Source organism: Paraburkholderia caribensis, from assembly GCF_002902945.1.
Classification (GTDB): domain Bacteria; phylum Pseudomonadota; class Gammaproteobacteria; order Burkholderiales; family Burkholderiaceae; genus Paraburkholderia; species Paraburkholderia caribensis.
Window position 1 is genome coordinate 213,718 of the sequence record NZ_CP026103.1, and the last position, 13,475, is coordinate 227,192.

The following is a 13,475-nucleotide window of genomic DNA, read 5'->3' on the forward strand; positions in this document are numbered from 1 at the left end:
AAAGTCCCGATAGCTCCTTTTCTTTCACTGAACCGGTCGGCGGATACCGCCGCGCTACGAAAAGTGACTCGTAGTGAGAGCATGATCGCCGAATATCTATGACGCTGGGCTACGTAACCTGACACGCGCGCATTCACCCGGTCGTATCCGTCTCGTAATCGACGACGATACGGATCTGCGACTTCAGTTGGCTTGCCGAATCTGACATTGCCCGCAAATGTATCGCTAATTACACAGTGGTTTTACTTTGATCAGCCGACGCTAGCGACGAATCCGTCGATACATAGTTTTCGCGGACGAATATTCAGCCTTGGGTCGATTTCCGCCGGTTCGTCAATGGGGCGCAGGGTGCGATCGGGCTAATCGAGTCTTTACAGGAGCCAATGCATTACGCAGCGCACGACCGCCGTTACTGGCGGAAGAACGACATGATTTATCGGGAAGTCGAATGTACTTAGCCGCCGGAACGAAATGTGGGGAAAGCAAGGAGAATTACTCATTCGTTGCGCGACAGCCAATTGTGGACATCGATCTTCGGGTCGTTGGTTACGAGCTGCTATTTCGAAAAAGGGGCGATAGCACTGCGTGCATAGAAGACGATCTAACCAGCACTCTTTCGGTGCTTTCGACAACTCTGGTTGACTTTGGACTCGAGAAGCTGACGGAGGGAAGCCTTTGCTTCATTAATTGTTCGGAAGATTTTCTGAAATCGCCAGCGTTGCTACTAATGCCGCCTGAGCGTTTTGTTTTAGAGATTCTCGAAACTTGTGTCATCACGCCGACGCTAATTGAGACGTGCCGAAGCCTAAGAGAGCGAGGGTTCAAAATTGCCTTGGACGACGTCTGTGCTTACACGTCTGAGATGGCCCAATTGCTTTCCGACGTTGATATCGTCAAGGTCGATTGGTTGACGATACATCCGGACGAGCGTGTCAAAATTTGCCGCAGTTTATCGTCCGCCGGTAAGAAGGTTCTCGCCGAAAAAATCGAAGAGTGGAGCGCATTTCATCAGGCACGTGAAGCTGGGGCGACCCTCTTTCAAGGGTATTTTTTTAGTCGGCCTGAAATACATAGTAGACGAAAAATTTCAACCCCAGCGGAAGCGGTGATATTAGTTATGCAGCTAATTGTGGACGATGCATCGCGTCACCGGCTGGTAAGAGCGGTCGAGCGATCGCCGTTGCTACTTACCAAATTGCTGAAGTTGGCTTCTAGCGTTGCCATGGTGTCTGGTCCGGATTATGAGGGACTGTGCTCGACCGACTCCGCACTGCAAGTGGTTGGAAACGATCGACTGTTTCAGTGGTGTGCACTTATTTTGTATGTCGATGAGTTGTCGTTGGAGGACGAGGCGCTTTCTTTTCTTGCCTTGCAAAGGTCTTGCCTCATGGTCTCATATGTCACGCACCATTATCCGGAGGAGAAGTCGCTACTGCCCAGCGCTCGACTGACCGGTGCAATATCGGTACTCGACATTAAATATGGCCGTCAACCGGCCTGTTTCTGGTATGAACTACCCCTCGCGGAGAATATTTGTGCGGCCCTAATAGAGGGTAGTGGCCATTTGGGAGAAGCCTTGGTATTCGCGAAGTCAATGGAGATAAGTATCTGATCTACTTGAGTCCGACTTGATCCGGCAGTCGGTGAACGTCGCCGTTCCCGCGACGATGTTCACGTGACGGCCGGGGCTTTCGCGGGGTGGCAATTGTGTAGCCGCGCCGAGTCGCCGCTCATGGCGGTGACACGATTGCGCTCGCGAACCTGCTCGTCTGCGCCAGGCTGGGGTAGTTTTGCAAGGGCGCGCCCGATTTCAGGGCCAAGCTGTTTCCCGAGCTCAAGAATCCGATGCCTGATGCCACTCGACGAGATGCCATTGTCCAGCGGAAGCACTTTCTTGAGATATCCGCCGCCTGCCGATTGGGCAAATGAGTTGCCCACTTCGCCTCGAGGCATTCCGCCTCTGGCGGGGACCGGCGCGCGGCGACCGGGTAAATGGCGGCGCCGGGCCGCCGTCACCCGGGCTTCCGTCTACTTGTTGCGACTTCTGACTTAAGCAGTTGGTTGCGCGTGCACAAAGCTCGTTACGCAAAGTGCAACTCCACATGTCACGCGCATGCCGCCGCCTCCACATAGTACCGATTGGGAGCAGGGAAGACCCCCGTCATGACTTCGATCAGGAATGGACCGTCCTGTCGTGATGCATCGTTGAGCGCTCCCTCGAAATCATCAATGCGTTCAACTTTGCAAGCCGTCACGCCAAGTGACCGTGCGAAGGCCGTCCAGTCATGCGTCGGGAGTTTGGTAAATCGCTCTGAAATGGCGCCGTTGCTGATTGCGTCGATATGGATCGCGCCGTGAGCGGCATTGTTCAAGACGACAAAGATAATCCTTATCCCGTATCGCGCTGCTGTCTGAATCTCCGTCCCGTGCATCATCATGCATCCGTCGCCGGTAACCACGATACAAGCTTGTTCGGGGGCGGCGAGCTTGACACCAATCCCAGCGGCTATCGCCCAACCCATCGGAGCAAGGGAATTCGATGAAAAGTAATTCCCTAGCCCGGACGAGAGCCAGTAGTGCGCCATGAATATACGGTGAGCGCCCGAGTCGACGACAACGTTGGTGTCCGGCGGCAGTAGTCGGCATAGATGCTTCACCGCGTCGCCGGGATAAAGCGGCGGCTCTTCACCTGAGGTTGGGGCAGGGAATTGTTCGAACTGGGGGTCATACAGAGGCGTTCTTCCGATGTCCTCCAGCCACGCCCTTCTTTCGTGCAGGGCCATCAGGAAATCACTCGTCGGCTCGGGCTGTTTGCTGGCTAGCCACAGGAAGGAGGCGCGAATCCCGGAAAAAATGCTTGCGTGCTCGATGTGTCCGGTTACTGGCGGTTCGAAACTGTCGTCAATGACGACGAGCTCCTTGCCGGTTGTCAGTCGTCTGCTCCAGTTCATGCTGTCGCGCTGGTTGAGGTCGCAGCCGAAGACGATGAGTGCATCAAGCTCGTCGGAATTGATTGCACGGGCAGCGCGCGAGTGGCTCGAGAATCCGTAGACGCCGAGCGAGAGAGGATGCTTCTCGGGGAAGGCGCCTTTCCCCGAAAGGGTTGTGGCGACGGGGATCCGGAATTTCTCGGCGACCGCCAGAATGGCACTTGCGGTTTCCCGGTCGTTGCCGCGGCTCCCTATCAGGAAGGCGACTCTAATCGGTTTAAGCAGATACCGGTCGCACAGCGCATCAAGTGCAACACGGTCTGCAGGAACTTCCCGGGTGTTAAATTCGGCGTGCTCGTAGGGTTTGCGGACAACCTCGTGCCCAGGCAGAGTCTCGCGCTGAATATCGACCGGAATGCTGAGGAAGGAGCGGGCCCGGCGCATCCAGTTCAAACCAGTTGTTGCACGACGCATTTCAGCCAGGAAGTTGTCCTTGTTTTTAAGTTCGATGACTTCATCGACCAGGCCTGTGACGACAGTGCTTTCGAAGATACCGCCGGGCGTTGCGTCCTGGAAAGCACCTTTACCTTCTGCTCGTGAGGAGACGCCTCCGACAACATAAAGCACGGGGATTCCATCTGCCTGCGCGGCTGCCATGCCTGGCACAAAGTTCATCGTGCCGGGACCAGATATGCCCAGACAGACGCCAAACTTCCGGCTGGCCCGCGCATAGCCATCCGCCATGAATGCGCTGCCCGTCTCGTGGGCGGCAACGATTGCGCGAATAGAAGGTGATTCATCAATAGCGTCGAGCAGAGGGTAGACGAGCTTTCCCGGAACGAGAAAAACGTGTTCTATCTTCGCCGACTCCAACGATTTCACGACTGCGTTCGAGACGTTAACAGGAGCGTGTGACATAGTTTTTCTGACCATGAACGAAAACCGTTAATCGAACCTCACCGTTCCTGACCCGTTCGTTATCCGGCGCGCTCTCAACGGTCGGCTACAAACGGATCTTGCCTGGTTCAGGAGCCGGCGAGACGGCCCTTAACGCGCTGCACTTCACTGTGATCGCGACTCGTGCAGCATCCACGGCCCTCTACAGGGAAACGGACCGTGGGTCTCCGTCCATGACTACCGTTTACCGGTTCTGCTATCGAGGGCACGTAACCGACGGGTGCGCACGACGGCGATTTCCGGGGCATCAACTATGCCGACAAGGATGAAGCCGGGACGCCCCCGGCCGGCTGTTGATCGTTCTTGTCTTGCGCTATCAAACGTGCGTGGGACAGTTACTTCGGGGCATCGCAGCTTCGTCGTAGCAAACTGTGTCTATGCAGCGGCCATGTCGGCTCTGCCTCATCAGAATGTCTGCCATTGCGCAGCGTTGTCGCCAGTGGCGGCGGTTGCGCTGCGCGCACTGACAAGACTTGATGCGACTGCGGAGCGTGCGCTAGTGCTTCGAGTTGCCGGCTTCGGCTGCTTTTTTGGAAGCATCTCTGCGCGGGACATAGTCTGTCCGCCTTCGACCTTGAAGAACGCAACCGATGTGCGCAGGCGTTGGGCCTGTTCCGCCATTGATTGCGCAGCGGCCGACGCTTCTTCCACCAGTGCAGCGTTTTGCTGGGTCACCTGGTCCATCTGGCTGACCGCCTGATTCACTTGTTCGATGCCAGTGCTCTGCTCGTGTGAAGCTGAGGAAATTTCACCCACGATGTCCGTCACACGTTTCACAGACGTCACGACTTCGTTGATCGCGCTACCCGCTTCCTCGACCAGACTTGAGCCGGCGTCCACCCGGCTAACGGAGTCGGAAATCAGTTCCTTGATTTCCTTGGCTGCCGTGGCGCTGCGCTGTGCAAGCGTACGGACTTCGCCGGCTACGACGGCAAATCCGCGCCCCTGTTCGCCTGCGCGAGCCGCTTCAACCGCTGCGTTCAATGCCAGGATGTTGGTCTGGAAGGCGATGCCCTCGATCACGCCAATAATTTCGGACATTTTGGTCGAGCTCTCGGAAATGTCATGCATCGTCTCGACTACACGCCCCACAATCTCGCCGCCGCGTTGCGCGACGTTCGACGCCGTGCCCGCGAGGGTAGCAGCCTGCTTTGCGTTGTCCGTGTTGTGACGGACTGTAGCCGTGAGTTCTTCCATGCTGGATGCTGTCTCTTCCAGTGACGCTGCCTGTTCCTCTGTACGGCTTGAGAGGTCCAGATTGCCTTGCGCGATTTCCCCGCTCGCCGTCGCTACACCTTCGGCGTTTTCGCGCACATCGGAAACGACACGCGTCAGGGAGTCGCGCATAGCCTTCATCGATGCCATAAGGCTGGATGTATCGCCTGATCGAAGGTCGATATGCACGGTAAGGTCACCTGCGGCTACGCTCTGCGCCAATGCTGCAGCTGTTCCAGGCTCAGTTCCCAGTTGACGCGTGATAGCGCGCGTTAGCCAGACACCGATGCCGACGCCGGTTACCACAGAAATTGCCACCAGAATAAGCATCACATCGCGACCCTGGTCATACACCTGGTCATTGTCGGCGGCGGTCGTCTGTGCGTCTGCCTGTTTAACCTTAACGAGGTCGCCCATCAGGACGAGCGTTTTGTATCCCTTGTGGTGGTACTCGTTCAACAAGTATTGAGTCAGGCTATCCTTTTCTTGCGGTCCGGCCGCCTTGATCTGGGCTTTCATCTCGTTGAATGCCTGGACGAAGTCTTCCCAGCTCTTGTCGAGGTCCGAAAAAATCGCCTTACCTTTTTCGCTGTACACAAGCGGTTCAGCCTGCGTCAGGTGCTCGCGTGCTGAGGCCAGACCTTTCTCCGCCTTTTCGATTTCGGTATTGCGCGCCTCAGCCGATGACGCCAGGATCGCGTTACGCAAATAGGTGCCGACTCTGAGCACGTCGCCGTTTGCCTGCTGGATCTGGTTAAGCCCGACAAGGTCCTGTCGGTAGGTCCTGTCTGCGTTTCCACTTATCAGCGCCATATTACGCACGCCAATCCCACTAACGATGGCGCTGATTATGGAAATAAGGACGAAGGCGCCGATAAGTTTGACGCCGAGTTTCATGTTGCTGAAATTCATAGCTTGCCTTGTCGGATTTTAAAAACCGGGAAAGAACGGGTCAGCGGTAGCAACACGAAGGTGCCGGCGGATGGCCAACGGGCTGGTACATGACGCATGCTCCGCAATCTCGCGGTCAGTAAGCACGATGTTGCTCCGCTGGATAAGCGGGCATTGCATTCGAATTTAGGGCTCTCGCCAAAAGGTCGAGAAAATGACTGCCGTAGTACTAAGGAAGAAAATTATTTGTCGCCGTCCCAGCAAGGGACTCCACGTCCGGTCAACTCAACGTTGTGAGCGAGTGGACGATGCAGCTGACAGATTTTCGTCGGATAAGCTCGACCGTCGTTTCGTCAAATGCCCGTTTTCGGGGCACCACACCTGCACTTCCTTAGTTGGTGTGGTGACGGCATGGGACTTCGCCTTGCGCGTATTGCCGGCAACAGCGACGGTCAATTGCGTTTGATTCAAAGAGTTATCAATGAACTCGTTAGCGAGCGGCCGTCGATGTCGTGACGCTCGATAATGCGGTCCGCCGCGGCGCCCGTCGGAGGCAGCGCTTGCTGCGGTAAGTTGTTCGAAAGTATTCATTTCTGTTCCTGCATAATTTTTTGTTCTCTCTTCAGCCGTGGCCCACGGCGAGTCGCGTCTGGTCATTACGCGACAGTTCGACACCCGTGCTGCACCCCGAGGCGTCCGGAATCAATATACTCTTTTTGTGTGACGAAATGTTGCTGTGCAAAAATCGCTACATCATGCAGGGTGCATGGCGCTTACCAGTCGCAGGCGGTAAGGCTACTTGGCATCACGCACCATCCTGATCATTATTGTTGCGATGCAAACGGGGCGCGGGTAGGCGCGGCGCGGAAGGGCCGGACACGGTCCGATGCTTGAATGGATAAATAGGCCGGTACTACTGGCGTCCCGGGCTTACTCGCCTGGTGGCGAGCAAGCCTCAACCGCGGAGCGTCACAGTAATCACAACGAGAGCCGAGAAGATCAACGCGGGGGCGAGATGCCCGAACGGCTCTCGATTTCGTAGCAACGTGAAGAGCGCGCCGACCATGATCGCACCGGCCAGCATCAGACCTAAGACTCGGGTTTGTTGTTCAGCAATAAGTGCCGCGCTCGACAGTTCGAGTGCGCCACAGAGAAAATGAAACCATGCCGGGTAACCCCAGCGCGCAAAGTCGCGCTTCACCGCGCCGGGTCCCGCGAGATTGACCAGGCCAGCAACCGTGAACAGAACCGCCACGATCGTCGCGAGAGCCGATTCGAAAGATGCAGTGTTTAACGCCATCGTCATGCGCCATTGCTGCATCATCTAACGTCGTGAGGTGACCTATGTGGGATTGGGCAGATCGGCCAATTGCATTTGAGACCACTCGATTGCGCACTCTGGAACGTCCCCTTCAGCGAACGATATCGTCAAGGCATGCCGACGCCTGAAGGGCCGTTTAGTTGATCGACGGGCGCAGTATGAAGCTGCGCGTAAGGCCGCTAACGCGGCGAACAGAGCCATTCGTCAACAACAGCGGCATCCAGAGGTAGAAGGAGCGCTATACGTGTCGCGGATGGATCACACTTACTGCGCCCGTGCAATTCGCACATCGGCGTTGCGGACGATGTCATCGTGGCTCGATCTGGCCAAGCCGCTCCGTCAGCGATTGCGGGTGGCCATCGAACAGCGCTGCGTAGTAAACCGTATTCGACAACACATTCTTGACGTAGTCGCGGGTTTCGTTGAACGGAATGGTTTCTGCGAAAATTGCGCCCTCCACTGGGCGAGGCAGGTTGGCCTGCCACCTGCGCGGGCGTCCAGGGCCGGCATTGTAGCCGGCCGTCGCGAGCACGGCAGAACGGTCAAGCTGGTTGTAGATCATCGACAGATAGTACGTGCCGAGCAGAATGTTCGTGTCGAGTTCGTTCAACCTCGCCCGCGAGATCGTTCCGAGCCCGATCTTCTTGGCGACCATCTCAGCGGTGTTCGGCATCACCTGCATCAGGCCGCCCGCGCCCACCTCGGAGCGCGCATTGATAATAAAGCGCGACTCCTGGCGAATGAGGCCATATGCCCATCCGACGTCGAACCCGGTGGACCGCGTGTCGCGTTCTACAATCGCGCGGAACGGCGTCAGGTAGCGCAGCGAAAAATCGTGTTCCGCCTGCGTCCTGTCTGCAGTGCTGACCGCCCGATCATAAAGCTCGATGCGGCGCGCGTACTCTGCGACAGCGATCAACTGTCGGTCAGTCATGCCGCGCAGTTGCCAGTTCCACTCACGGTTGCCCTCGGTGCGCAGATTTAGCGCATAAAAGCGTTTTGCCAGTTCAAAGCCTGGTATCCGGCTGGCGCGTTCAACTTCCTCGTCGGTTACGCGGGTCTGCGGCGGGATCACGATCTGCCCGCCAAGCGCCTCGGAGGCCAACTGACCATAGAAGGTGTAGTTAGCCGCGATCGTCCGGAATGCCTGGTCGGCTGCCATCACGTCGCCGCTCTGCTTCAACGCGCGTGCGTACCAGTAGACCCATGCGGGTTGGGCGCGCAGCGCGGCCGGCATCTGCTCGATCGACCAGCGCACCATGGTCCAATCTCCGGCCAGCAGCGCGCTGCGCGTGCGCCATTCGTAGGCTTGACTCGACAGGGGCGCGTTCGCCGACAGCCGATACCAGTTCACCGCGCCCGGCAGCTGCCTGATCGCCGCCTGATAGGCAATCGTGCCCCAACCGATAGCCCGTTCCGCCAGGCTGAGCGACGGCGCGATGACGGTGAAGGTGGCCTCGGCGGCCTGCGGGTCGCCGGCCGCCAACTGTGTGATGGCGAGCAACGCGAGTTGATGAGACGCCGAATCCAGCGGGATGCCTTTTGCGAGCAGCAGACGTGGCTGGTTCGTTGCCTGCTCGAGGAGCCGCGGGTCCGGTCGCGCCGCGCCCAGCGCATCGACCAGTCTTCCGGCCGTCGTCGTCGCGCCCTGTTCATAGCCCTGGCGAATCAGCTGCCACACGTCGTCCGAACCGAACTGCTGGTTACGGTAGAGCGCAGTGATCAGATCGACGCATCCGTCACCGTACCACTTCGAGTCCACGAGCTGGGCCCGCGCCGCGTCCGCCACATTTTCACCTCGCGCAAGACGGGACTCGAGCGCATAGCACTTCACCTGCGCGTCGTCGTCGAGAACGAACCTCGCATATTGCGAATCGAAAGTGGGCCAGTCGTGCCGAGCCCCGAGCACGCGAAGGTAGTCGTTGCGCAGACGGTCGGCGATCGCCTGTCCGTCGTAGCGTTGCAGGAAGGACAGCACCGGCGCGTCCGGTGCGTCGGGATTTGGATGCCCTGCGCCGGTGAACAGACGTGGCTTGATCTGGAAATAGCTGAGATAAGCGGGCGCCGGATAATTCGGAATCAGGCTTGCGAGGCGCGCTGCGCGCGCAGGATCGTTGTCGCGCGCAGCGTCACGCAGCTTGATGAAAATCTGATCGTCGACGGATAGCGGGGCGCTTGGGGTCGGATGTCTGGCTAGCGCCGGGCCGGACATGACCAGTGTCACGACGGCAAGGGCAGAGCCGAGCGCGCGAGACGCCCGTTGAAGTCGTGTGGACATCGCTGTTTCTCGTTGTTTCGGTGCAGAACATTGAGCCAAAGCTTAGGCCGCAACCGGGCGAATCGAAGCGTCGAAAAACACTGGACTCAACCCGCAATTCGGCTCTTTGGTAACCGGATGACTGGACCGCCCCGGCAGTTGAGTGCCGCTGTTTCGCGCCGTGCATCAGCGGCCGGACCTGGCAATGCGCTGCAGAAAGTCTTGAGCGCGGTGTGGGTCGTCCTCGCGGTTCTGGTACGAATAGTTGGTCCAGCCGACAAGAACCTAGTAAATATCGATGCCTTGTCTATTGAAGAGAGCGGTCAGAACACACGCTGAGCGGCATCGACGGCATGTTTGCAACATGCCATTTCGATAAATCGATAGCAGCACAAAATAGATCGCGCGAACGAATGCAGCGGTAGCATACATGTCCTCAATGGACGTGTATCGATCAGGCACTGATGGCAACAACCTCACTCCCGCGCTTCGGTATTTGGGCGCTCGTGCACGGGAGCCGTGCAGCGTTGCAGGACCCCGACGAACCCTACGATGCATCCTGGGCCCGCAACAAGGCACTCGTGCTGGAGGCTGAGCAACTCGGCTACGATTCGGTGCTCGTCGCGCAGCATACAATCAACCCGCACGACGCTTCGCTCGATCAACTCGAAGCGTGGACGGCGTCAGCGGCACTGGCGGCTTTGACTTCGCGCATCGAGATCATCGCTGCGATCAAGCCGTATCTCTATCATCCCGTCGTGCTGGCAAAGATGGCGCAGCAGATCGAGCACATCAGCGGCGGACGGTTCGCGATCAATCTGGTGAACGCGTGGAACCGTCCGGAACTCGAGCGTGCTGGCATCGGGTTCCCTGAACACGATGAACGCTATGCATACGGCCGCGAATGGATCGCAGTGGTGGATGCGCTGTTGCGCGGCGAAACGCTGAATCATCACGGCGATCATTTCCGTATCGACGACTACGCGTTGCGGCCCGCCGACCCGTTCCGCGCACGTCCGCGCATCTACGTGGGCGGAGAGTCGGAGCCGGCGCGCTCGCTGGTGGCGGCGCACGGCGATGTGTGGTTCATCAATGGCCAGCCGTATGACGATGTCGCGCGCCTGATCGGCGATGTATCGGCGCGAACCCGGCGAGCGGGGCAGGCTCCATTGCGCTTCGGCCTGTCGGCGTTCGTGATTGCGCGACCGACGCAGGCCGAAGCCGACGCACACCTTGCGCATCTCTTTGCACTCGCCGAACTCGACAAGCCGTTGCGCGAGCGCCAGAAGGCGAATATCGATCCCAACGTGGTGATGATCCAGACTTTCGCGCAATCGGCGCGCGTGGGATCGAACGGCGGAACGGCGGCGGGGCTGGTCGGTGATTACGACACGGTGGCGCAGCGTATCGCTGAGTTCCATCGTGCGGGCATCGAACTGTTTATGCTGCAGTTTCAGCCATTCGAGGCCGATATGCGTATCTTCGCGCAAGAAGTGGCGCCGCGCGTGCGCCGCCTGCTTGCCGGCTGATCGCACAGAATGACAGCGGGCCACGTGACGACGTGGCCTGTTGCTATCAGAAGAATGCGCCTGTCGGCGGAAGCTTCCCGGTCAGCAGGTTTTGTCCAAGCAGACGTTCTTTGTAGAGCCGCGGATTGTGCGAGGCAATCACCTTGATATTGCGCCAGTGCCTGTCGAGCGCACCGACGCGTGAGACAACCGAGCCTGAACCGAGATCGATCAGCCAGGTGGCAATCTGCGGCGCGAGATCGTCGATCACGACCTTGGCCTCCGAAGCCGCCAATGTTGCAGCGAGTGTCGCATCGCATTCGTCGGTCGTGCCATAAGCGTCCGATGCACGCTGCAGCGCGCTGACCGCCCGATCGGCTGTCGCCTCGACGCTCGCGGCATATGCGCGGATGCGGCCAAGCAAGGCCTGCAGCACAGGCTCGTCGGCGGGATGCGCGGTTTCGCCGTGATAGAAGTTACGCTTACGTGCGCGCAGCACGTCGACCGCGTCCAACGCGACGCGTCGCGCGATGCCCGCAATGCAGTTCGTCAGATACACCTGATGGAAGGTAAATCCCCAAGGCGCAGCTTCGTCGGAGCGTGGCGGATCCTGCGGATAAACATGCGCGGCGGGGACCGTCACAGTACGAAATCTCGCGGTGCCGGAGCCCGTCAGGCGTTGGCCAAAACCCTGCCAGTCGTCATCGTCGCTGACGCCTTCGCCACGTTCGAGCACGTATTGCACGGTGCGGCCCTCGCGGCTTTCGACAGCGACGCCGACGAAGGCGTCGTTATACAGATTGCCCGTCGCGTAGACCTTGTCGCCTGAGCCGACGTAGTGCTGTTGCGTATCGTCCCATTCGAGCTTGCTGAGCACGCGGCTCGATCGTGCGCCTGCTGCGGGCGCATCGGTTTCGGCGAAACTCAGTCCGATCGTTTTCTTCTGCGCAGTCAATGCAAGCACGTGAGCGTGAAAGGGATGATCTCGTCGCCGGAGCGCTGCTTCGACTTGCCACAAGTGGTTGCGAAACGCGTGAGCGATATTCGAATCTGCCGCCGCTACATCGCGGGCTACCGTCAGAAGTTCGCTCAAGCTCAGGCCGTGCCCACCGGCATCGGCGGGCAGGCGCAACGCGCCGAAGCCGTGCGCCTTGAGTGTGCCGATCTCGTCGTGCGGCAGACGGTGTGCCAGTTCACGCTCCGCCGCAGTCGATGCGATATCGTCGATGACACCCGACAGGCCGAGCGCAACGGACAACGGCGAAACCAGCTTCGGCCGTCCGCTATGAGCGATGGTTGGATCAGAGTCAGCCATGCGTGTGGCGCTCCTCGCGGATAGTGTGGTGTGCGTTCATGGGCGGCTGCATCAAACCTTGACGCTGTAATCCGCGACCTTGATGCGCGAGTTGATGATCTTGCGTTCGGCGAGCCAATCGGCGGCGCGCTGCAACTGCGCGATGAATGCCGCGTCGTCGGGTTCGTGGAACTGGTTGACGCGCTTGAGGCTCGCCAGATAGTCGCGTACCTGGTCTGGATATTTCGCTTCGCGCTGCACGAGCTGTTCGGATTCGACAGGATGCGCCGACTGCCACGCGCCTTCGACGTAATACGCGTCGATCACCGCGCGCACCAGTTCCGAGTTCTCGTCGGCGAACTTGCGGCGCGTCACCAGCGAGCTGTAGTCAATCAGAAATTCGAGGTCGCGGCCTTCGTTGAAGATGTCGTGCGCGTCGTTCGAAAAACGCGAGATATCGACGGCCGGCGACCACATCGACCAGGCGTCCACCTTGCCTTGCGCGAACGCGGGCGCGGCATCGGGTGGATTCAGGTAGACGAACTGAACCTTGTCGCGATCGATATGGTTCTTCTCCAGCGCTGCAATCAGCAAAAACTCGCCGAGTCCCGACCGGTTGACGGCGACCTTGCGGCCTGCGAGATCGGCGACCGAATTGATGCCGCTCGACTTCTTCGCAATGATGGCCGTCGAGCGCGGCGAATAGACGTCGAACGCAGTGAAGACGATAGGCGAGCCGGCGAGCATCGCGGCCAGCGCGGGCGTTGTCGAGCCCCAGAAGCCGAAGTCAGCGCTGTTGCCGACCACGGCCTGGATGGACGGTGCGTGGTTCGGAAACGGGCCGATCCATTCGACCTTGATGTCCTTCGCGGCAAGCGTTTTTTCGAACACGCCACGTTGCTTCGCGATATCGGGCAGGCTGCCGTAGCCCCAGCCGATGCGCACCGTGTCAGTGTTGCGTGTCAGCTTACGCGGCTCGGCGGCGCGTACGGGCAGCACGCTGCTGGCGGCGAGACCGGCCAGCAGTCCACCCGCCGCCCGCAAAACCTGGCGGCGGCCAGATGAGTGATCGTTCATTGTTTTAAAGTCCTCGATGTGATGC

General features: G+C 58.9%; 10 protein-coding genes. 2 read left to right on the forward strand and 8 right to left on the reverse strand.

Annotated elements, in window-relative coordinates; translation table 11 throughout:
- Window positions 1–448: 448 nt before the first annotated feature.
- Window positions 449–1,612 (forward strand): EAL and HDOD domain-containing protein, encoded by a 1,164-nt coding sequence (locus C2L66_RS30470; RefSeq protein ID WP_060609885.1) that lies wholly within the window; start codon window positions 449–451, stop codon window positions 1,610–1,612.
- A 59-nt stretch (window positions 1,613–1,671) separates the two neighbouring features.
- Here the strand turns inward: C2L66_RS30470 and C2L66_RS40900 are convergent, their stop codons facing one another.
- From C2L66_RS40900 to C2L66_RS30490, 6 genes are all read right to left on the reverse strand, one after another.
- On the reverse strand, window positions 1,672–1,938 hold the full coding sequence (locus C2L66_RS40900; RefSeq protein ID WP_148654655.1) for a hypothetical protein: 267 nt from the start codon (window positions 1,936–1,938) through the stop codon (window positions 1,672–1,674).
- A 167-nt stretch (window positions 1,939–2,105) separates the two neighbouring features.
- Complete coding sequence (locus tag C2L66_RS30475) at window positions 2,106–3,863, reverse strand: thiamine pyrophosphate-binding protein (RefSeq protein ID WP_233445081.1); 1,758 nt, start codon at window positions 3,861–3,863, stop codon at window positions 2,106–2,108.
- Between the two features lie 429 nt (window positions 3,864–4,292).
- Window positions 4,293–6,014, reverse strand: a complete 1,722-nt coding sequence (locus tag C2L66_RS30480) for a methyl-accepting chemotaxis protein (protein ID WP_082670540.1) — start codon at window positions 6,012–6,014, stop codon at window positions 4,293–4,295.
- A gap of 264 nt (window positions 6,015–6,278) precedes the next feature.
- Window positions 6,279–6,584, reverse strand: coding sequence for a hypothetical protein (locus C2L66_RS40905; protein ID WP_146174440.1), 306 nt, complete (start codon window positions 6,582–6,584; stop codon window positions 6,279–6,281).
- A gap of 364 nt (window positions 6,585–6,948) precedes the next feature.
- Window positions 6,949–7,317 (reverse strand): DoxX family protein, encoded by a 369-nt coding sequence (locus C2L66_RS30485; RefSeq protein ID WP_225033122.1) that lies wholly within the window; start codon window positions 7,315–7,317, stop codon window positions 6,949–6,951.
- 304 nt (window positions 7,318–7,621) lie between these two features.
- Window positions 7,622–9,592, reverse strand: a complete 1,971-nt coding sequence (locus tag C2L66_RS30490) for a lytic transglycosylase domain-containing protein (protein WP_060609889.1) — start codon at window positions 9,590–9,592, stop codon at window positions 7,622–7,624.
- Window positions 9,593–10,035: 443 nt separating this feature from the next.
- Between C2L66_RS30490 and C2L66_RS30495 the strand changes: the two genes are divergently transcribed.
- Window positions 10,036–11,100: an LLM class flavin-dependent oxidoreductase gene (locus C2L66_RS30495; RefSeq protein ID WP_060609892.1), complete on the forward strand. Its 1,065-nt coding sequence runs from the start codon at window positions 10,036–10,038 to the stop codon at window positions 11,098–11,100.
- Window positions 11,101–11,146: 46 nt separating this feature from the next.
- Here C2L66_RS30495 and C2L66_RS30500 read toward each other — a convergent pair whose 3' ends face one another.
- Together C2L66_RS30500 and C2L66_RS30505 are read right to left on the reverse strand one after the other, a co-directional pair.
- Window positions 11,147–12,394 carry an acyl-CoA dehydrogenase family protein gene (locus tag C2L66_RS30500; RefSeq protein WP_060609894.1) on the reverse strand — a complete coding sequence of 416 codons (1,248 nt, stop codon included), beginning with the start codon at window positions 12,392–12,394 and terminating at the stop codon, window positions 11,147–11,149.
- A gap of 51 nt (window positions 12,395–12,445) precedes the next feature.
- Window positions 12,446–13,450 carry an NrtA/SsuA/CpmA family ABC transporter substrate-binding protein gene (locus C2L66_RS30505; protein ID WP_060609896.1) on the reverse strand — a complete coding sequence of 335 codons (1,005 nt, stop codon included), beginning with the start codon at window positions 13,448–13,450 and terminating at the stop codon, window positions 12,446–12,448.
- Between the last annotated feature and the right edge of the window lie 25 nt (window positions 13,451–13,475).